Origin of the sequence: Actinokineospora alba (assembly GCF_004362515.1) — a bacterium.
GTDB classification, from domain to species: Bacteria; Actinomycetota; Actinomycetes; order Mycobacteriales; family Pseudonocardiaceae; genus Actinokineospora; species Actinokineospora alba.
The window spans coordinates 508,946-529,743 of sequence record NZ_SNXU01000001.1 but is presented as its reverse complement, the minus strand read 5'-3'; the positions used below and the strand labels follow the sequence as shown (position 1 = coordinate 529,743).

The window sequence follows — 20,798 nt, the reverse complement described above, 5'->3', positions numbered from 1 at the left end:
TGAGCCGCGTCTGCGAAGAACACGCAGTCCGGAAAGGACACGCATGGAGCACGCCGCGACCTTCGCGGATCCCGCCGCCGCGCAGGCCCCCGGCGCAGGCGGCACCGTCCCGTTCTTCACCCAGGCCGCGTCGTTCGCGGACCTGTGGCCGCTCACCGAGGCCAACCTCAACGCGGTCATCGACCGGGGCAAGTACTCCCACGGCCACCTCGTCGCCGAGTTCGAGTCGGTGCTCGCCGAGCGCATCGGCGCCGCGCACGTCATCGGAGTCAACTCCGGCACCGACGCCCTCGTCCTGCTCCTGCGCGCCGCGGGCCTCGGCCCGGGCGACGAGGTCGTCGTCCCCGCGTTCAGCTTCGTCGCGTCGGCGTCCTCGGTGGCACTCGCCCACGGGCGGCCCGCCTTCGCCGACATCGACCCGGTGACCTACGGCATCGATCCGGCCTCGGCGGCCGACGCCATCACCGACCGCACCCGGATGATCATGCCGGTGCACCTGTTCAGCCAGCTCGCCGACATGGCCGCGATCACGGAGGTCGCCGAGCAGTACGCGCTGACCGTCGTCGAGGACAGCGCCGAGGCGATCGGCATGCGCTGGGACGGCGTGCACGCGGGGCTGCTCGGCATCGGCGGTGTGCTGTCCTTCTTCCCGACCAAGACCCTCGGCGCGCTGGGCGACGCGGGCGCGGTCATCACCAACGACGACCGGATCGCCGAGACCGCCGCCGCGCTGCGCCACCACGGGCGGTACGGCCGCACGATCGATCACTTCCCCGGCATCAGCAACGAGACCGTGCTGCCCGGCCTCAACAGCAAGATGGACGACTTCCAGGCCGCCATCCTGCTCGCCAAGCTGACCCGGCTCGACGCCGACATCGCCCGCCGCGCCGAACTCGCCGCGGCCTACACCGAGCGGCTCACCGGCTGCCCCGGCGTGCGCAGGCTGCCGACCGTGGTCGAGCGCGAGGTCAAGACCGACGCGGTGTTCTACGTCTACCTGATCGAGGTCGAGCGGCGCGACGAGCTGGTCGCGCACCTCGCCGCGAACGGTGTCACCACCGAGACGTACTACCCCGTCCCGCTGCACCGCCAGCCGTGCTTCGCCGAGTTGGGCCACCGGGCGGGCGAGTTCCCCAACGCCGAAGCCGCCTGCGCCCACGCCGTCGCGCTGCCGCTCTACCCGGACCTGGCCGAGCGCCAGGTCGACCGGGTGTGCGAGCTGATCCGGGCCTTCTACAGCGGGAGCAGGCCGTGACCCTTCCCTTCTTCCCGCCCGACCTGTTCGACGACGACCGCGAGCTGCTGCTCGACACCGTGCGCCGGGTCGGGCTGGCTGAGGAGCAGAAGTTCATCCTCGGCGAGCGCACCGCCCGGTTCGAGGAGGCGCTGCGCGAGCAGATCGGCGCGGCCGACGTGGTGGCCTGCGGCAGCGGCACGACCGCGCTGATGCTGGTGCTGCGCTCGATGGACATCGGGCCGGGCGACGAGGTCGTCGTGCCCGCGTTCGGCTGCGCGCCGCTGGCCGCGTCGGTGGTCAACGTCGGCGCGACACCGGTGTTCGCCGACGTGCACCCGTGGACGATGGTGGTCGAGCCCTACGAGGTCGAGCAGGCGATCACCGGCCGGACCGCGGCGATCATGCCCGCGCACATGTTCTCGGTGATGGCCGACATGCCGACCATGCGCTCGCTGGCCGAGCGACACGACGTGCGGCTGATCGAGGACTCGGCGGTCGCCCAGGGCGGTGTCCTGGACGGAATCCCCGCAGGCCGCTGGGGCGAGGCGGGCGTGTTCTCGTTCGTGCAGGTCAAGACCTTCGGCTCGATCGGCGAGGGCGGCGCGGTCGTCACCGACGACGAGGAGATCGGGCAGCGGGTGCGGATGCTGCGCAACCACGGCCAGGACGGCAAACAGCGGTTCGTGCACCACTTCGTCGGCTTCAACAGCCGGTTCGACGAGATCATGGCCGAGTTCCAGCTGCACCGGCTGGCCGGTCTGGCGGCCAGGCTCGAACGCCGCGCGCAGATCGCCGACTACTACACCGAGCGGTTCAGCGGACTGGTCGAGCGCGGGATCCAGCCGCCGCCCACCGGCCGCGAGGGCCGCTGCTTCTACGTCTACTCGCTGCTCGCCGACCGCCGCGACGAACTCAAGCGCCACCTCACCGAGCACGGCGTCGGCACGCACGTCTACTACCCGTCGCCGCTGCCCGCGCAGCCCGCGTTCGCCGAGTACGCGCCGCCCGGGCGGTTCTGGCCGCACGCCGAGCTGGCCAGCTCCCGGATCCTGGCGCTGCCCATCTACCCGCACCTGACCGACGCCCAGGTGGAACACGTCGCCGACGCGGTCTGCGCCTTCCCGGGAGGACGACCATGACGGCGATCACCGACGTCATGCCGGGTCGGGCCGGGGTCTACGCCCGGCTGGCCAAGCTCGACGTCTGGGACTACTACCTCGCTCTGCCGCTCGCCTGGTCGATCATCGGGCCCGCGGCGTGGTTTCAGCCGAGCGTGCTCGGGATGCTCGCGCTGTTCGGCATCGGCACGGTGTTCGTGGTGGCCTCGGCGGTCACGTTCGACGACGTGACCGGGTTCGTCGACGGCAGCGACAACGCCAACTACGGGCCGGACGCGCCCGCTCGCAAGCTCGCGCGCAAGCCGCTGCTGACCGGCGAGATCACCGTGGTCGAAGCGGTGCGCTTCGGGTGGTGCGCGGCGGCTTTGGGCGCGGTGTTCTGGGCGTTGGCGGCGCTTGTCGCACCATTCAGTCTAATGTGGACGGTCGGACTGGCCACGCTGTGCCTGGTGACCGCGGTGCAGTACTCGTGGGGGCTGAAGATCAGCTACCGCGGCTGGCAGGAGGTGTTCCTCGCCGCGTTCGGCATCGGCCTGGTGCTCTGCGCGGTCGGGTTCGCCACCGGGACGGTCAGCGTCTTCGGCATCGTGCAGGCGGTCCTCTTCGGATTCGGGCCGCTCATGTTCGGTGTCTACTCCAACACCCGCGACGCGGCCGGTGACGCGGCGGTGGGTCGGCCCACAGTGGCCGCTTTGGCCACGGAGAACGGGAACCGGCTGTTCATCGCGGGCCTCACGGTCGCCGAGACCGCGCTGATCGTGGCCGCGGCCGGGCTCGGCGCGGCCCCATGGTGGTTCTCCCTGGTGATGCTGCCCGCGATCATCCTGCGGGTGGCCCAGCTGCACCGCGGCATCGGGTTGGGCGACCTGCTCGGGGCGCGCACGCTCGGCCTGCGCGTGCACCGGCTGACGACGGCTCTGCTCATCGCGGTCAACCTGGTCGGAGCCTGGTCGTGACCGCCGACCTCGACGTCGCCATCGTCGGCGCCGGCGTCGCCGGGCTGTCCCTGGCGTTCCGGCTGCGGCAAGCTGGCCGGTCGGTGCACGTGTTCGAGTCCACCGCGCATGTCGGCGGCCGGATGCGCAGCGTGCGCCGCGAGGGCTACCTCATCGACACCGGCGCCGAGATGATCGGCACCCACGGCTACCCGGCCACCTGGCGGCTGATGCGCGACCTCGGGATGTCCGAAGAGGACACACCGCTGATCGGCGGCGACCTCGCGATGTGGCGGGAAGGTCAGGCGCATCCTTATGTCGGCGACCCGCGCGGCATGGTCAGTGGCGCCGGGCTGACCGCGGCGGGCCGGGTGAGTCTGGCCAAGCTGATGGCGTCGGCGGCGGTGCGCAAGCGCTCTTTCGACGTCGACCGGCCGGAGCACACACCGCTGGGCGTGACGACGGTTCGGGAGTTCGCGCGGCGGTACCATCCCGATGTCCACGACTACCTGTTGCAGCCGCTGTGCGGCGGATTCTTCGGCTGGGACACCGATCGCGCCGCCGCCGGGCCGCTGCTGAGCCACCTGCTCGCCGTCGGCCCGACCAAGTCGTTCCGCACGTGGCGCGACGGCATGGACACCCTCGCCCGGACGCTCGCCTCGCGGGTCGAGGTGAGCACGGGTGTCGCGGTTCAGGAGGTCACGCAGACACCCGAAGGGGCACGGGTCACCGTCGACGGAGCGGCCCTGACCGCGCGGCAGGTCGTGCTGTGTGTGCCCGCGCCGGTCGCGGTCGACCTGCACTCGGGGGCGCCGGACTTCGTGCGCGCGTGCGAGTTCCAGCCGATGGTCAAGGTGGTGTGCCTGCTCGACCGGCCCATCGGCGTGGGCGGCGCGTCGTGGGCGGTGGAGGTGCCCGCGGTCGAGAACCCGGCGTTCGCGGGGTTCATCCTCGACGACCGCAAGCACCCGGACCGCGTGCCGCCCGGGCGCGGCATGGTGACGCTCTTCGCCGGGGCGGACGCGAGCAGGCTGCTCGACCTGTCCAACGACCAGGTCGTCGACACGCTGGTCCGGCAGGCGGGGCGCTACCTGCCCGACCTCGCCGCCGCGTGCCGGGTGTCGGTCGTCGTGCGCTTCCGGCACGGGCTGCCGATGCCGACCGCCGCCTCGCTGGCCGCGCGCGCGGCCTTCGTCCGCAGGCCGGTGTCGTCCATCGACTACGCGGGCGACTGGTGTGTTCAGCGGCCCAGCAGTGAGGGTGCGGTGCGGTCCGCCGAACTGGTGGCGCGCCGGATCATGGCCGACAACCCGTTGGCGGTGCTCCGTGGCTGACGCGGCGGCTCCCACCCGGTACGTCTTCGGCACGGCGTTCGACCGTGAGGAGGAGCGGCTCGCCCACGGCGAGGCGTTGTGGGACAAGGGAACGATCGAGAAGCTCAGCCACCTGGGCGTCGACGAGACCTGGCACTGCCTGGAGGTCGGCGCGGGCCGCGGGTCCGTCGCGGCCTGGCTGGCCGCGCGCGGGGCCGAGGTCACCGCGGTCGACCTCGACATCTCCCGGCTGGGCAGGCTCGGTGCGCTGGGCGTCGCCCTTTGGGAACTCGACATCAGCCGCGACCCGCTGCCCGAGGGCGCCTACGACCTCATCCACGCGCGGCTGGTCATGCAGCACGTCGGCGACCGCGCGGCGGCCGTGCGCGGGATGTGCCGGGCGTTGCGGCCCGGCGGCTACCTGGTCCTGGAGGACACGGACACGACGTCGCTGTTCAGTCACGTCGACGGCGAGTTCCACGCACTGGTGAAGCGTGCGGCGTACGAGGTCATGATCGACGCCGGTTACCACCCTCGGTGCGGGCTGCTCGACGTCGAACTCGTGGAGGCGGCGGGACTGTCGAGCGTGCACGCAGACGGGCGCGCGGAGGTGGTGCGCGGCGGCAGCGACGGCGCCCGGTGGTTCGCGTTGTGGCTGGAGCATTTGCGGCCCGCGATGGTCGCGCGCGGCACGGTGTCCGATGTGGACATCGACTTCGCGGTGTCCGACCTCGCCGACCCGAGGCATCGCTGGCTGTCCCAGGTCATGGTCACGGTCACCGGCAGGAAGGACGACCGATGAAGCCCACGGACCTCGGCACCCTGTTCGACGACCTGGTCGACCGCGGCGTCCGCACGATCGTCGAGCTGAGCAGGCCGCTGGACATCGCGCCCAACCACGGAACCCAGTACACCGTCGCGCAACTGGCCGCTTTGGTGCGGGGCGCGGCGGGCTGGCTGCACGCGGCGGGGGTGCGTCCGGGCGACCGGGTGGCGGTGGTCAAGGAGAACCACTGGGACTACGTACTGCTCGCCTGCGCCGCCGCGCGGATCGGCGCGGTGCCCGCCCTGCTGTCCGACCACGTGCCGCCGCCGGCGTTGCAGTTGCTGCTGAAGCGGCTCGACCCGGTGCTGCTGGTCACGACGTGCGCCGTGCTCGACCGCGCCCGCGACCACGAGACCGACCTGCTGGGCTTCGCCCGGCGCACCCTCACCCTCGACGGACCGCACCCCGGCGCCCTGGACCTGGAGAACCTGCGCGGCAAGGAGCCCCCGCCGCCGGTGCTGCGGGACATCGACGAACCGCTGGTGGTCAACCACACGTCCGGCACGACCGGCACGCCGAAGCTGGTCATCCACAGCACGCGCACCCTCATCCACGGCCTGTCCGCCACCGAGGCGACCCGACTGCCGGTGGTGTCGAGCCGCCCGACTGACACGGTGTGCACGTCGATCGCCTTCTGCCACGGCCGGGCCATCCCCTGGACCGCGAGCGTGTTGTGGTTGGCCCCGCGCAAAGTCGTCATCATCCCCGACGCTTCCGACGCCGAACACACCTTGCGCGCGCACCCACCGACCACCCTTGAAGCGCTGCCGTCGACCTTCGTCCGCTGGCAGCCCCTCGCCCGACGCCCGGACAACCCGTTCAGGAACGTGCGTCTCTACGTCAGCACCTTCGACGCGGTGCACCCGCCCACGATCCGCACCTTCCTCGACGCGACCGCCCGCAGGCCGCTGTGGGTGCAGGTCTGGGGTCAGACGGAGACAGGCCCGCTCACCTTCCGCTTCCTCACCCGACGATCAGTCGCCCACCGCGAAGCCCGCCACCCCGGCACCCGCAACCTCGGCAGGCCCGCGCCGGGCCGCGTCCGTTTGCGCGTGGTCGATCCGCGGACGTTCCGACCGGTGCCCCCCGGCCGCCCCGGCTTGGTCCTGGCACGCACGGCGGTGCGGTGCCTTGGGTATGTGGGCGAACAGGAACGCTGGCAGGACAAGGTAAGCGACGGTTGGTGGAACACCGGCGACATCGGTGTGCGCACCCGGACCGGGGCGTACCTGTTGCTGGACAGGGAAGTCGACGTCATCCCCGGCCAGAGCTGCGTGGAATTGGAAGACGTCATCGAGGACCGCCTGCCCGCTGTGACCGAATGCGTGGTCCTCGGCACGCCCGGGCAGCTGCCGGTGCCGGTGTTGGTCACCAACGGAATCAACCAGGGCGAGTGGAACCACGCGGTACGGGACCTCCCGGCCCTGGCCGACCCCGTGGTCCTGGCGTGGGACGACGTTCCTCGCACCGGCACGGGAAAGGTTCGCCGGATGGAACTGCGCACGCTGATCAGACGAGGCAACGACACCTTCGGAACGGGCCGCTGGACATGAGAATCCAACCGACGACACTCGCCCCGGACCTGTACCGCAGGCTGGTGGAGCTGCATATGGCGGTCGACAAGCAGGCGGTCGAGGCCGGGGTGGAGCGGTCACTGCTGGAACTGGTCAGAATCCGCGCCTCCCAACTGAACGGCTGCGCCTTCTGTGTGGACATGCACACCACGGCCGCAGTGGAGGCCGGGGAAACCCCTCGACGGCTGCACGCGTTGAGCGTCTGGGCCGGAACGCCCTTCTTCTCCGACCGGGAACGAGCCGCACTGGCCTTGGCGGAGTCGGTGACACTGCTGTCGGAGAGGCGGGTGTCGGAGGAGGTGTACCAGCGGGCTGAGGAGGAGTTCGACAAGGACCAGCTGGCACACCTGATCTGGGCGATCACGGTGGTGAACGCTTTCAACCGGCTCGCGGTGACTGCGGAACTGCAACCGCAGTAACACAACGGCGAAGGTCACCGCCCTGCTGCATCACTTGTGTTCCGCAACATTCCCTAAGACCCGGCCACCCCAGTCACCCGAACGACTCCCGGCACCCATACGACCGCATTCCTCGGCCCAGCCTCGAGCGAGCGAACCGGGCCTGCACCCTTGGTGCGTAGCCGATCAGGGACGGCTCATTGCGCTGCACCCCCGACCGAGTAGGCCGTCAGGGACAGCCCTTGCCGTGTAGTCCCGAACGATTATCCCTCGGGGACAGCTCTTTGCCCTGCCCCAGGGGCCGCCCTCGCCCTTGACCTCCGGACGTGGTCACCGTCGGGGACGGCTCTTCGCCCCTGCACTTCCCCCTTGCCCCTCGTCCTGGCCGCTTTTAATTCTCGATCATCGCTGTCAAGGGTCGGCTTGCCGATCGCGCAGCGACGGCGCTTGCGCCGCCCTTGACGCCGATGATCGAGAATTAAACAATCGAGCCAGAGGGGCCCACCGCGTTGATCCCCGAGTTCTTGTTGGCTCCCAAGGGAAAGTCCCCCTCGGCCACAATTGTTTAACTCTCGATCATCGGCGTCAAGGGCGGCCGTAAACGGCCGTCGCTGCGCGATCGCTGCGCGACCCTTGACACCGATGATCGAGAGTTAAAGATGGCCAGGACGAGGGGGCAGGGGATAGAGCAGGGATTAAAAGCCAAAGACCGCATAGGCAACCCCGTCCGGGGTGGGGGCTGTCGGTGGTGCAGTGAGTGGGGCTGTGGGTGACTTGCGGGTGGGGCTGTGGGTGACTTGCGGGTGGGGCTGTGGGTGACTTGCGGGTGGGGATGTGGGTGATCTGCGGGTGGGGTTGCGGGTGATCTGCGGGTGGGGCTGTGGGTGACTTGCGGGTGGGGATGTGGGTGATCTGCGGGTGGGGTTGCGGGTGACTTGCGGGTGGGGCTGTGGGTGACTTGCGGGTGGGGATGTGGGTGATCTGCGGGTGGGGTTGCGGGTGACTTGCGGGTGGGGCTGTGGGTGACCTGCGAGTGATGCTGTGGGTGGGGCAGTTGGTTCTGCGCCGGAATTGGCTGGTCCCACCGTCGGTCGACCTCGATCACCTTTGGGTGCCAACGTTTGCCGTCCCAAAGTCAGTCAAGTTCTCGCCGGTGCGCTCTTGCCGGATCTTCCCGCTCCAACCGCTCCAACCTCTCCACGGTTCAGTGGTCTCGGCGACCGATGAGGTGGGCCATCGCATCTAGTTCGGCGGTGGAGCGGGGGGTGACACCTGCGCTGCGGACGTGGTCCAAGGCTTCGGCGAGGACGTCGTCGGCGTGGGTTTGGGTCCAGGTTCGGGCGCCTGACTGGTCGATGAGGTCCGCGGCGCGTGCCAAGTCGGTGGGGGACAAGGGGGTTCGGCGGTGGTAGAGGGCTGCCAGTTCGCGGGCGGCCTGGGTGCCTGAGGCCAGGGCGGCGACCACGGGGAGGGACTTCTTGCGGTTCTCGAGGTCCGAGTAGACCGGCTTTCCGGTGGCCGCTGGGTCACCCCAGATACCTAGCAGGTCGTCCACCAACTGGAAAGCCAGGCCCAGGCGTACGCCGTAGATGCGGAGGTTGTCGACCTGGGCGGGGGTGCCGCCGCCGAACAAGGCGCCCAACGCCGTGGAGCAGCCGAGGAGGGCGCCGGTCTTGCCTTCGGCCATGTGGACGCACTCCGCCAGGTCGACGTCGGCGCGCTTCTCGAAGGCCAGGTCGGTGGCCTGGCCCTCCTGGACGGCGAGGACGGCCGCCGACATCAGGCGGGAACCCTCCTGGGCCCGGGGGTGCTCACTGGCCGCCAAGACGTCGTAGGCCAACGTCAGCAGGGCGTCGCCCGCCAGGATGGCCGGGCCCAAGCCGAAGACGCTCCACGCGGTGGGGCGGTGGCGGCGGGTCCGGTCGCCGTCCATGACGTCGTCGTGCAGCAGGGTGAAGTTGTGCACCAGTTCGACCGCGACGGCGGCGGGGACGGCCGTGGCCGCCGACCCGCCGACCGCCTCCGCCGCGGTCATCACCAGTGCCGGGCGGACCGCTTTGCCCGCGTCCGCGGTCGTCGCCCAGCCGTGCTCGTCCCACCACCCGAAGTGATAGCCGGCGATCCGCCGCATGGACTTGGGGAGCGTGTCCACGGCGGCGCGCAGAGCGGGGTCTAACAGGCTTCGGCTTTGGGCGAGCACCTCGCGTGCGGAGCGGAAGCCGGTGATCACCTCGGTGGTGGACATTGTGGTGGCGGATCTCCTCGTTAATGGTCCACTGTGGACGCTATGTTGGGTCGTGCCCGGTCAGCCCAGGCCGATCTGGACGTTCTCGAGTACGCCGAGCGCGTCGGGGACGAGGACGGCGGCGGAGTAGTAGGCGCTGACGAGGTAGGAGATGATCGCCTTCTCGTTGATGCCCGCGAACCGGACCGACAGGCCGGGCTGGTATTCATCGGGGATGCCGGTCTGGTGCAGGCCGATGACGCCCTGGTCGGACTCGCCGGTGCGCATGACCAGGATCGACGTCGTGTTGGTGGGGCTGATCGGGATCTTGTCGCACGGCAGCAGCGGGACGCCGCGCCAGGCCTGCAGCTGCCTGCCCTGGACCTCCACTGTGGACGGGTAGAGCCCGAGCTTGGTGCATTCCCGCCCGAACGCGGCGATCGCGCGCGGGTGGGCGAGGAAGAAGTTGGACCGCCGCCTGCGCGACAGCAGCTCGTCGAGGTCGTCGGGACCCGGGGCGCCCGCGCGGGTGTGGATGCGCTGACGCAGGTCGGCGTTGTGCAGCAGGCCGAAGTCGCGGTTGTTGACGAGCTCGTATTCCTGGCGTTCGCGCAGCGCCTCGATGGTCAGCCGGAGCTGGTGCTCGACCTGGTTCATCGGGTCGTTGTAGAGATCCGCGACGCGCGAGTGCACGCGCAGGACGGTCTGGGCGACGCTGAGTTCGTACTCGCGCGGCGCGCCGTCGTAGTCGACGAACGTGCCGGGAAGGTCCGGCTCACCGGTGTGGCCCGAGGACATCGCGATCTCGGCTTCGCCGTACTTGTTCTGCGCGGCCGTCGGGCTGGCGCGGACCGCGTCGATGTGTTCGCGCAGCGGCTCGGAGCGTTCGAGCATCGCCAGGAACTCCTGGCGGGGCAGGGAAAGCATCGTGCACGCGGTGTCCGTCGTGACGGTGAACTCCCACGCCGCGCTCGAATCGAGCAGGGCGTCGTCGCCGAAGTGCTCGCCGTCGGCCATCACGGCCAGCACGGTCCGGTCGCCGTAGTGGCCGGTGCCGCTCTTGGTGACCTTGCCGTGCGCGATCAGGTGGACCGCGTCGGCCGGGGTGCCCTGGGTGACGATGTTCTCGCCCGCGGCGTACTCCCGCTGGACGAACCGGCCCGCGAGGGCGTCGAGGGTGGCGTCGTCGCCGAGGCCGCGCAGCAGCGGCAGTTCGCGCAGTTCGGCGGGGATGACGCTGATCGTGGCGCCGACGTTGGTGAAGGTGAGCCGCCCGTCGCCCACGGTGTAGCTCAGGCGCCGGTTGACCCGGTAGGCGGCGCCCGCGGCGTTCACCCACGGGAGCATTCGCAGCAGCCACCGCGAGGTGATCTCCTGCATCTGCGGGACGGACTTGGTGGTCGTGGCCAGTTGCCTGGCCGCGTTGGTGCTCAGGCTCTGCTGTGCTGTAGCCGCAGGGTCGAGTACGCCGGTCACGTGGTGATCCGCCAATCGTGGTTCGGGTCGAGAGTCGTCAGAGGCCGATTTGGACGTTGTCGAGTACGCCGAGCGCGTCGGGGACGAGGACGGCGGCGGAGTAGTAGGCGCTGACGAGGTAGGAGATGATCGCCTTCTCGTCGATGCCCATGAAGCGGACCGACAGGCTCGGCTCGTACTCGTCGGGGATGCCGGTCTGGTGCAGGCCGACGACGCCCTGGTTCTGCTCGCCCGTGCGCATCAACAGGATCGACGTGGTGCGGGTGTCGCTGACCGGGATCTTGTTGCAGGGCAACACGGGGATGCCGCGCCAGGACGGCACCTGGTGGCCGTTCATGTCGACACTGGCCGGGTAGATCCCGCGCTTGCTGCACTCGCGGCCGAACGCGGCGATCGCGCGCGGGTGGGCGAGGATGAACTCCGGGTCCTTCCACACCTTGGCGAGCAGCTCGTCCATGTCGTCGGGAGTCGGCGCCCCGGTGCGGGAGTGGATGCGCTGCTTGGCGTCGGCGTTGTGCAGCAGGCCGAAGTCGGAGTTGTTGATCAGCTCGTGTTCCTGACGCTCGCGCAGCGCCTCGATGGTCAGGCGGAGCTGTTCGCCGACCTGGTCCATCGGCTGGTTGTAGAGATCGGCGACGCGGGTGTGGACCTTGAGCACGGTCTGGGCGACGCTGAGGTCGTATTCGCGCGGGGCGTCCTGGTAGTCGACGTAGGTGCCGGGCAGTTCGACCTCGCCGGTGTGGCCCGCCGCGAGGTTGATCGGCACCTCGCCGTCGCGGCCCTGCGCGTCGTCGGCCGCGAACGCGTCGAGGTGCGCCCGCAGGGCGGGTGCGCGGTCGGCCAGCGCCTGGAAGTCCGACCGGCGCAGGGCCAGCACGGTGCACGTGGTGACCGCACGGACGCTGTAGTCCCAGATTCGCTCGTCGACCAGGCCCCACTGGTCGAAGTACTCGCCGTCGGCGAGGACGCCCACCACGGCCTCGTCGTCGTACTCGCCCGCGGCCCGCTGCTCGGCCCGCCCGTGCGCGAGGACGAGGAAGCGGTCCTCGGCGTGGCCCCACTCCACGATGGTGTCGCCCGCGGCGTACTCCTCCTGCGTGAACAGGCCCGCGAGCGCGCCGAGCACGTCCTCGTCCTCGAAGTCGCGCAGGCAGGCCAGCTCGCGAAGGTCGCCCGCGACGACGCGGGCCGTGGCGCCGGACCGGTCGACGGCGATGCGGCCGTCGCCCACGGTGTAGCTGCGCCGCTGGTTGACGCGGTACGTACCACCGGTGACCTGCACCCACGGCAGTTTGCGCAGCAGCCACCGCGAGGTGATCTCCTGCATCTGCGGCGCGGATTTCGTTGTGGTCGCGAGGTTGCGCGCCGCCGCAGTGCTCAAGCTCTGCTGTGCGGCCTCCGGCCGGGCAGGGTTGAGGGGATGCACTGTCTCGGTCACGACTGGTACCGCCAATCCTTGTTCAGGGCATGGGAAATGGAATGAGGTGTGCGGGGGGACGTCGGTCCGAATTGTTGGGCTGCCGACGTTTTCGAAGTTAGCACCGGGGCGTAGTCACCCGACAGTCCCCGAATGGGATGGTGATAACCCGATGAAGTCCACTCGATGCGGTATTCATCATCGACTTGGAGTAGTCGAAAGTCGATCTTTCACTCGATCATGTCGGCGCGTCCGGTCCGCCCGGCGTGTCGCGCCCGCGGGCACCCAGGCAGACTGGCGGAATGGGACCGTTGGTGATCTTGGGTGGCCGCAGTGAGATAGGCGTCGCCGTCGCCCGGCGGCTGGTCGAGCGCGGCACGCGCACGGTCGTGCTGGCCGCCCGCCGCAGCGACGATCTCGACGTCGAGGAGTCGACCCTGCGTGCGGCCGGCGCGACGACAGTCGAGCGGGTGGAGTTCGACGCTGACGATCTCGCCTCGCACGAACCGCTGCTCGCGGAGATCACCCGCGCGCACGGCCCGATCGACACGATCGTGGTGGCTTTCGGCATCCTCGGCGACCAGAAAGTCGCCGAGCGGGATTCCGCGCACGCGGTCCGCGTGGTGCATACCGACTATGTGGCGCACGTCAGCGTGCTGACCCATATCGCAAACCTTTTGCGACAACAGGGGAATGGCATTGTCGTGGTGTTCTCGTCGGTGGCGGGTGTGCGGGTCCGGCGGGCCAATTATGTCTACGGCTCCGCGAAAGCGGGCCTGGACGGATTCGCCTCCGGGCTGGCCGACGCGCTGCATGGCAGTGGCGTGCGGCTGCTGCTGGTCCGCCCCGGTTTCGTCGTGGGCCGGATGACCGACGGCATGTCGCCCGCGCCGTTCTCCAGCACTCCCGACCAGGTCGCCGCCGCCACCGTGCGCGCGCTCGGCGGCAAGCGCGGTGAGGTGTGGGTTCCCGCCGTCCTACGGCCGATCTTCGGGATCATGCGAGTGCTGCCGCGCGCACTGTGGCGCAAGATGCCGCGTTAGCCCACCAGCCAGCGGTCGAGTGCGGCGACGAGTCGTGCGTCCGGCCAGAAGCCGCTGTGGTCGATGCCGTCGGCCGCCTCGAACACCTGTGGCTCCGCGATTGGGAACGCGCTCGCGCCGTTGGCCGCGAACACGCCCTCGGTGGGCACCACCAGGTCGTTGGGCACCAGCCCGAACACCACGTCGGTCGAGGCGTTGCGCGCGCTGCGCAGCAGCCCGGAGCCCTTGACCGGGTCGTAGTTCGACGCCACCGCCCGGTAGGTCACCGTGTGCTCAGCGGGCTTGTTGAGGCGTTCCACCAGGAACTGCCCCTTCGGGTCCATCGCCATCAGCCCGTCCAGACCACGCAACGCGCCGACAGCGACCTGCTTGGCGACCGTCAGGACAATGTCCAGAGCGTCGGTGAGACCGTTGTCCGGCACCCATTGCAGCAGGTTGGTCATCCGGTCGAGCCAGGCAGTGATGTTCGTCGGCGAGCACAGCGGCGTGCCCGCGTTGGGCGTGGCGACCATGACCAGCGTGCGCACGGTCATCCGGTCCGCGGTCAGGCCGACCTCGTCGGCCAATTCGCACAGCGCACGCGCGACCAGCCCACCGCGGGAGTGCGCCACGATGTCGACGGTCAGCCCGGCCCCCGCCGGTATCTGCTCGACCAGCCAGCGCGCGTTCGCCACCGGGTCGACCGAGAGCGTGTGGTGGTCGAAGGCGAACACCCGCCCGCCGTACCGGGCCGAGATCGTGCCCAGCGTCTCCGGTGCCACGCCGTGGAATCCGGTGTGGCTCTGGCTGGCGGTCCCGTGCACGAACAGCAGCGCGGGACCGGCGCCGAGGGCCTGCCAGTCGACCGGACCCGCTTCCGCGACCCGGTGGTCGACGAAGTCACGCAGCCGCACATTCCGGTTCTTCTGCTCCCACCGCCCGGCGAAGTGATCGCCGACCTTGCCCAGCACCGGGTCGATGAGCGGGAACACCAGGACCTTCAACAACTTCGACCCGACCGCCCCGATCAGCCCGCGGGAGCCACCGGGCTCCGCGGGCGGTGCGACGGCCCGGCGGAAGGTGTACGTGCGCCGGTCGCCGCCGCGGCTGGGCACCTCGTCGGGCGGCACGTCGTCGGGCAGGTGCCAGCTCAGCGCGCCTTCCTCGTCCGCGGCGAGCACGACCTGCCCGAGGCCGGACCCGGGCCCGGGGACCTCGACGCTGATCGCGGGCTCGCCGAGGCTGGTCGACCGGCTCGCGCCGGAGGCGAGTTCCGGGACCTCCACCGGGTCGATCACCCGCACCGAGAGCTGCTCGGTGAAGTCGCAGCGCGCCAACGCGCGCAGCAGCGCCAGCCGCGCGTCCTCCGCGCCGCGCATGCCGTCGGTGCCCGGCAGCAGCACCTCGACCTGCCCCGTGAGCCCTGGCGAGACGACGACGACGTCGCCCACCCGCACCTCGGTTCCGTCCGGCCGCAGCGGTTCAGCCATGGTCATGCCCCTTGATCGCGCCGCAGCCGCAGCCGCGGGTGTCCGAAGAACTGGTAGGCCAGCGTGGTCGCGGGCCAGGTCGGGTAGTGGTCACGGGAGACCTCGGCGCGGGCCCGGCGCAGGATCTCCGCGGGCGCCAACGCCTGCGGCCCATAGGCGTCCTGGTAGAAGGCGTCGGCGAGCGCGCTGGCCGCCTCGTCGTTGACATTCCACAGTGGAGCGACGACGCCCGCCGCGCCGGCCGCGAGGAAAGCCTTCGCCAGCCCCGAATAGTCGCCGAGCACCTCGCCCGCGGCGCCGACCTGGCAGGCGTTGAGGAAGACGAAGGGCGCGGAGCTGAACGCCATCGCGGACACCTGGTCCGGCTGCAGGAACCGGGGGACCAGCCGGTCCGGGTTGGCCTCCGACGGCGCCAGCAGGACCAGGCCGTCCTGGGCGTTCTCGGGGTCGTACTTGCCGTGCAGCGCGAAATGCAGGACACCGCCGTCCGGCCCCGCCTCCAGGCAGTCGAGCACCGCCGAGTGCAGCGGCTGGACCTCCACGGCGGGCGGGTAGGTGAGACGCAGCCGCTCGGCCTCGGCTTCGGCGAACGGCAGCCGCGCCCACCCGGGCACGCCTTCGTACCGGGCGGTGACCACGATGTGCCGGTCGGCGCGGACCTCGGTCGGCGGGGTCGGCCGCGGCCGTTTCCGGGCCAGCACCCAGCGCCCGATCGCCATGCGCGCGCCGAGGAACGGGCTGCCCTCAGCGGGCGGCGGGTCGAGAACCGCCAGTTCCCAGGGCACGTGCGGCTCGGAGCTGAGCAGCAGCACGGTGGCGGGAGCCGGGGCGCGGGCCGTGCTCACCGCGGTCAGCGCGGCGCAGACCTCGTCGGGGATGTGGTCGGCGATGGTCCGGCCGACGCCGATCAGCTTGAGGGTGCTGCCGCGCGCGTCGCCGCCGAACGCGCCGACGTCGAGCCGCACGCGGCGGGCGAAGGCCGCCGGGTCCTCGCCGATCTCGCTGCGGTACGGACCCGGCGCGGAGGCGACGCCGGGAACCGAGCTTCTGGTGCTCCACAGCAGGGTCTGGCCGCGCAGGTCCTCGCCGCGCTCCACCACGACGACCAGGTCCGGCGCCTCGTGCTTGAGCAGGGGTCCGATGTCGAGCATCGCGCCGCCGAAGAGCGGCACGGTGCCCGACGGCGTGCCCGTGACCTCGATGGCGCGGGAGGCGTATCCGCGCAGCCCGCCGTCGACGTAGAACGACGCGCCGATGTCGCGGCGGGAGCGCAGGCTCTCCCCGCGCAGCGCGGTCATCCGCAGGGTCGCCACCGGATACGGGTTCTCGGCGTCGACGGTCAGGACGACCGGGTTCGACCACCCGACCGGGGCGAACGCGGTCGGGTCGTACATCAGCACGATCTCCAGCCGCACCATGTTGTTCGGCAGCGTGATCGGGCCGGTGCCGAGCAGGGCCATGTCCTGTTTCGGGCCGATGCCGACGGTGAGATCGAACTGCGCGTCGATATCGACCGACGCCGGACACTCCAGAGTCGGCCACACCTCGCGTGCGCTCGGCGGGCCTGGGGAGAAGTCCTCGAAGGGCTCGACGTCGTCGGGGGGATTGGCGGGCGTGACCGGGCGCGTGGGGTCGTGCTTAGACGGTTGCTCGAGCCACGGTGGCCGCCACGCGCCCGTTCCCCACCCGCCGGATGGCGGGTCGCCCGATGTGAGGTCTCGGTTCGGCCGCTCGGTCACGAATGGCGGGATGTGCTCCCGCGGCGGAATCCGGGGACGCTTCCGGACCGGCGGATCGACCTGGCCCCAGTGGCCGCCATCGGGCCGGGGCTGGGTGGAGACGCTGTCGGATGGTCGCGTTCGCAGCGCCGTGAGCAGCAGATGCGCGGCCATGCCCGGATCGGGGCCGTCGGTGACCAGCGGCGCCATCGCGGCCACGACCACCTCCGTGTCGTGGCCGCCGAGCATCGCCACGATCGACCAAGCCGGGACGTCGCGGGCCAGTGCGTCGAGGACGGCTTGGCGCAGCCGTTTGGCCCGCCGCGCGGACAGCCAGCCGAGTTTGGGCAGCGAGCGGAGCATCGCGGCCGCGTCGGCGTGCCGTGCAGGCGTGGCCAGCGCGTTGATCAGCTGCTCCCGCTCCGAATGCCGCATCACGAACCCTTCCACACCGTTAGTCGTCAACGTAGTCAGTCGCGTGACCTTCGTGGGCCCTCGGGTGTGCCCCCCAAAGTGACGAATCGCGATCCGGCACCACTTACACACAGTGAGCAAAGTCCGGCCACTAAAAGGCGCAACCATGGTGCGCGATAGGCCACTCGGTGTCCCATTGAGCCGGATGCAGCAACCCTGTCCACACCGGACTTGATCTCTTCTTGAGGTTTGCTGTTGGAAACTGGCCAACGGTCGTTCCCATGTGGAGTAACCGGTCCCTGGTCGCGTCATCGGGTGTCGATCTGTCGGCGAAAGCCCTTGCGGACCCGCAAACCTGACTGGTGTTGTCCCGCTTCGGGGCCAGTGTGATGGGCCGAATGGGTCACCCTGGCCCTGGCGCGGGCGCTGGACCTCGCATTGTTCCAGCCTTCACTTGGCGAACCTTCCACAATGCGCGGAAATGCCGTTAGATTCAGGGTCGACCGTGGGGCAACGGCAAAATATGGTCACGATGAGTGACGCGACTGGGCTCTTGCGCGGGCTGCCCGGCCGCGTCCCTCGCAGGGGAGGGCGACGGGATGGCGCTGGTCGAACGCAATGAGGAACTGAAAACGCTGAATCGGCTGTTCGCCGAGTGCGCACGCGATCGGGGGCAGGTCGCGCTGGTCAGCGGCGGAGTCGCCAGCGGCAAGACCGAACTTCTGCACACCTTCGCCGAACACGCCAGGGGCAAGGGCGCGACCGTGCTGACCGCCACCGCTTCCCGAGCCGAGCACAGCCTGCCGTTCGGCGTCCTGAAGCAGTTGTTCAGCGGCCCCGCTTTACCCGAGGCCGTGGCCGAGACGATCGCCTGCCTGCTCGCGGGCGACGACCTCGCGGCGGCCATGGCTGATCCTTCCGCGGTGCGGCCCGACCAGGTGTCGGTCGGCCGGTCACGCGCGGTGGTCCTGGAGGGCCTTTGCGCGGCGTTGACGGAGGCGGGCAGGCGGCAGCCCGTCGTCGTCGCCGTCGACGACGTCCAGTTCGCCGACGCGCCGTCCCTGCAGGCCCTGCTTTATGTGCTGCGCCGGATGCGCTTCGCCCGAGTCATGATCGTCCTGACCGAGTGGGCGCTGCCCCGGCCCGCCCGCGCGGTGTTCCGCGCCGAGGTGACCCGCCAGCCCAACACCACGCACCTGCGGCTCGCGGCGCTGTCGAAGCGCGGTGTCGAGGAACTGATCCGCGCCGAGCTCGACCCGGTCACCGCCCGGGCGCTGGCCCCCGTGCACCACGCGCTGAGCGGCGGCAACCCGCTGCTCGCGCACGCCCTGATCGAGGACTACCGCGCCGAGGTGCGGTCCGGGGCGGGCCGGGAGAAGGAGATGGCCGTCGGCCAGGCCTACGACCAGGCCGTCATCGCCTGCCTGCACCGCTGGGAACCGGCGATGCTCGAAGTCGCGCGCGGGCTGGCGCTGCTCGGCGACGCGGGCACGCCCGCCATGGTCGGCAAGCTGCTGGACATGGGCGCGGACGCCGCCGCCCAGGTACTCGAGGTGCTCGAGACCGCCGGGCTGCTCGACGGCGGCCGGTTCCGCCACCCGGTGGCCCGCGCCGCGGTCTTGCGTGGGCTGGCCCCCGCCGACCGCGCCGCTCGGCACCTGCGGGTGGCCCGACTGCTGCACCGCGAGGGCGCTTCGGAGACCCAGGTGGCCGACCACCTCGTCGCCGCCGACCAACCCGACGGGACCTGGGCCGTCAGCGTCCTGCGGCACGCGGCCCGCGAGGCCCTCGCCGCCGACCGGCTCGACCTGGCCGTCGCCCGGCTCGACCTCGCCGCCCGCTGCTGCGCCGACGAGACCGAGCATGCCGACATCGTCACCCAGCTGCTGCGCGTCGAGTGGCGGTCCAACCCGACCGCCGCGCTGCGCCACCTCACCCCGCTGCTCGACGCCCGGGCCCGGGGCACCCTGGCCGACCACAACGCCGTGCATTTGGCCAAGCACCTGTTCTGGTCCGGCCACACCGAGGATCTGGCGGGCACACTCGCGGGCCTGGCCGCGTCGGTGGCGGCGGGTGAGAAGCCCAAGTCCGGCCACATCGGCCTCGTCGTCGGCTGGCTGTCGTTCGTCAACCCGGTGGCGAGCGCCCGGATCAAGGTGCTCCCCAAGCCGTCCGGCCGCAACGACCCGTGGAGCCGCGCGGGCGCCCTGCTCGACCGGATCAGGGCGGGGGAGTCCGACGCGCGCACCGCGACCGACGCGGAGCACATCCTGCGCAGCTGCCGGCTCGGCGAGCAGGCCTTCGGCGCCCAGGTGTCGGCCCTGGCCGCCCTGATCCACGCCGACCGCGTCGACCGCGCCGCCACCTGGTGCGCGTCCCTGCTGACGGAGGCGACCAAGCGCAGGTCGGTCACCTGGCAGGCCGTGCTCAACGGCGTGCGCGGCGAGATCGCGCTGCGTCAAGGTGACCTCCCCGCCGCCGCGAGGTACGGCCGGATCGCCACCGAGGGTCTGTCGGCCCAGAGCTGGGGCGTCGCCATCGGCTCGCTCCTGGCGACCCGGGTCAGCGCCGCCACCGCCATGGGCGACCACCAGCAAGCCGCCGACCTGCTGCGGCAGCCGGTGCCGGAACCGGTCTTCGAAACCCAGTTCGGCGTCCAATACCTCTACGCCCGGGGACTGCACTATCTGGCCACCGACCGCCCCCACGCCGCCCTCGGCGAGTTCCAGCGCGCCGGTGAGCTGCTGCGGGCCTGGTCGATCGACCTCCCCACCCTCGTCCCGTGGCGCGCAGGCGCGGCCCAGGCTCTGGTCGCCCTCGGCAACCGGGAGGCGGCACGCGGCCTCATGTCCGAACACCTCGCGCTCCCGGGCTGCCGTGGCCCCCGCACCAGGGGCATCGCCCTGCGGGTGCTGGCCGCCACGGTCGACCCCACCCACCGCGTGTCGGTCCTGGCCGAAGCCGTGGACTCCCTCCACCTCAGCGGCGACCGCTTCGAGCTGGCCCGGGCCCTCACCGACCTGAGCCACGCCCACAGTGAGGTCGGAGCGGCCGAGAAAGCCAGGGCAGTGGCCCGCCGCGCCTTACAGATGGCCAAGCGCTGCCAGGCAGAACCGTTGAGCCGCACTCTCCTACCGGGCCGCGCGAACGACGAGCACCGAATGCCGGAACCGGACCGCCCCAGCCTCGACGTCCTGAGCGAAGCCGAGCGTCGGGTGGCGGTACTGGCCGCGTTGGGCCACACCAACCGGGAGATCGGCGGAAAGCTGTACATCACGGTGAGCACCGTGGAACAGCACCTGACCAGGGTCTACAAGAAGCTGAAGGTCACCCGCAGAACAGACCTTCCGACAGGCCTGCCACGGCAACTGCAAACCCAGGACGACCGATAGAAGGTCTCGCAAACCCCCGCCCGACAGGGCGGGTTCAGCTCCTACTCGGCCCGCCAATAATCCCAAAACGCAACAGGCTGAACAAAACGGCCTGTTTGGGTGGTTCGCCTTGATTTGGGGTGAAATGGGCCTAAACTTTCGCGCGCGGGGCAGTTTCCCTATCCTGCCCGCTTTACCCGCGCAGGCCCATTTCCGGGGTCCCCAAATCAAGGCGAACCACCCAAACAGGCCCCCAGTCAGAAGT

General features: G+C 70.6%; 14 protein-coding genes. 9 read left to right on the top strand and 5 right to left on the bottom strand.

Going from position 1 to position 20,798, the window contains the following annotated elements; genetic code table 11:
- Positions 1-43: 43 nt before the first annotated feature.
- The 7 genes from C8E96_RS02410 to C8E96_RS02380 are packed head-to-tail and all read left to right on the top strand — an operon-like array spanning position 44 to position 7,422.
- Entirely contained in the window at positions 44-1,255 is a 1,212-nt protein-coding gene (locus C8E96_RS02410; RefSeq protein ID WP_091381972.1) for a DegT/DnrJ/EryC1/StrS family aminotransferase, read from the top strand.
- Positions 1,252-2,376, top strand: a complete 1,125-nt coding sequence (locus tag C8E96_RS02405; RefSeq protein WP_091381974.1) for a DegT/DnrJ/EryC1/StrS family aminotransferase — start codon at positions 1,252-1,254, stop codon at positions 2,374-2,376. The genes C8E96_RS02410 and C8E96_RS02405 overlap by 4 nt, the downstream gene beginning before the upstream one ends.
- A complete protein-coding gene (locus C8E96_RS02400; RefSeq protein WP_091381976.1) occupies positions 2,373-3,311 on the top strand; it encodes a UbiA family prenyltransferase in 939 nt (312 codons plus the stop codon). Before C8E96_RS02405 ends, C8E96_RS02400 begins: the two co-directional genes overlap by 4 nt.
- Positions 3,308-4,624 carry a protoporphyrinogen/coproporphyrinogen oxidase gene (locus C8E96_RS02395; RefSeq protein WP_228770183.1) on the top strand — a complete coding sequence of 439 codons (1,317 nt, stop codon included), beginning with the start codon at positions 3,308-3,310 and terminating at the stop codon, positions 4,622-4,624. Before C8E96_RS02400 ends, C8E96_RS02395 begins: the two co-directional genes overlap by 4 nt.
- A complete protein-coding gene (locus C8E96_RS02390; RefSeq protein WP_228770184.1) occupies positions 4,617-5,405 on the top strand; it encodes a class I SAM-dependent methyltransferase in 789 nt (262 codons plus the stop codon). The genes C8E96_RS02395 and C8E96_RS02390 overlap by 8 nt, the downstream gene beginning before the upstream one ends.
- Positions 5,402-6,982, top strand: coding sequence for a class I adenylate-forming enzyme family protein (locus C8E96_RS02385; protein ID WP_091381980.1), 1,581 nt, complete (start codon positions 5,402-5,404; stop codon positions 6,980-6,982). The genes C8E96_RS02390 and C8E96_RS02385 overlap by 4 nt, the downstream gene beginning before the upstream one ends.
- The gene (locus C8E96_RS02380; protein ID WP_091381983.1) at positions 6,979-7,422 is read left to right on the top strand and encodes a carboxymuconolactone decarboxylase family protein; all 444 of its coding nucleotides are present in this window, start codon (positions 6,979-6,981) and stop codon (positions 7,420-7,422) included. Before C8E96_RS02385 ends, C8E96_RS02380 begins: the two co-directional genes overlap by 4 nt.
- A 1,183-nt stretch (positions 7,423-8,605) precedes the next feature.
- Here the strand turns inward: C8E96_RS02380 and C8E96_RS02375 are convergent.
- The 3 genes from C8E96_RS02375 to C8E96_RS02365 are packed head-to-tail and all read right to left on the bottom strand — an operon-like array spanning position 8,606 to position 12,539.
- Positions 8,606-9,646, bottom strand: coding sequence for a family 2 encapsulin nanocompartment cargo protein polyprenyl transferase (locus C8E96_RS02375; protein ID WP_091370250.1), 1,041 nt, complete (start codon positions 9,644-9,646; stop codon positions 8,606-8,608).
- 60 nt (positions 9,647-9,706) lie between these two features.
- Complete coding sequence (locus C8E96_RS02370; protein WP_228769666.1) at positions 9,707-11,101, bottom strand: family 2B encapsulin nanocompartment shell protein; 1,395 nt, start codon at positions 11,099-11,101, stop codon at positions 9,707-9,709.
- 37 nt (positions 11,102-11,138) lie between these two features.
- On the bottom strand, positions 11,139-12,539 hold the full coding sequence (locus tag C8E96_RS02365; protein WP_091370252.1) for a family 2B encapsulin nanocompartment shell protein: 1,401 nt from the start codon (positions 12,537-12,539) through the stop codon (positions 11,139-11,141).
- 281 nt (positions 12,540-12,820) lie between these two features.
- Here C8E96_RS02365 and C8E96_RS02360 point away from each other — a divergent pair, with 281 nt between their 5' ends.
- The gene (locus C8E96_RS02360) at positions 12,821-13,561 is read left to right on the top strand and encodes an SDR family NAD(P)-dependent oxidoreductase (RefSeq protein WP_091370254.1); all 741 of its coding nucleotides are present in this window, start codon (positions 12,821-12,823) and stop codon (positions 13,559-13,561) included.
- Here the strand turns inward: C8E96_RS02360 and C8E96_RS02355 are convergent.
- Entirely contained in the window at positions 13,558-15,030 is a 1,473-nt protein-coding gene (locus C8E96_RS02355; RefSeq protein WP_091370256.1) for a DUF7379 domain-containing protein, read from the bottom strand. The genes C8E96_RS02360 and C8E96_RS02355 overlap by 4 nt on opposite strands.
- A gap of 2 nt (positions 15,031-15,032) precedes the next feature.
- A complete protein-coding gene (locus C8E96_RS02350) occupies positions 15,033-17,183 on the bottom strand; it encodes a CHAT domain-containing protein (protein ID WP_166657855.1) in 2,151 nt (716 codons plus the stop codon).
- A 515-nt stretch (positions 17,184-17,698) separates the two neighbouring features.
- On the opposite strand from C8E96_RS02350, the gene C8E96_RS02345 reads away from it, so the two are divergent.
- Entirely contained in the window at positions 17,699-20,554 is a 2,856-nt protein-coding gene (locus C8E96_RS02345) for a helix-turn-helix transcriptional regulator (RefSeq protein WP_133794125.1), read from the top strand.
- Positions 20,555-20,798: the final 244 nt, after the last annotated feature.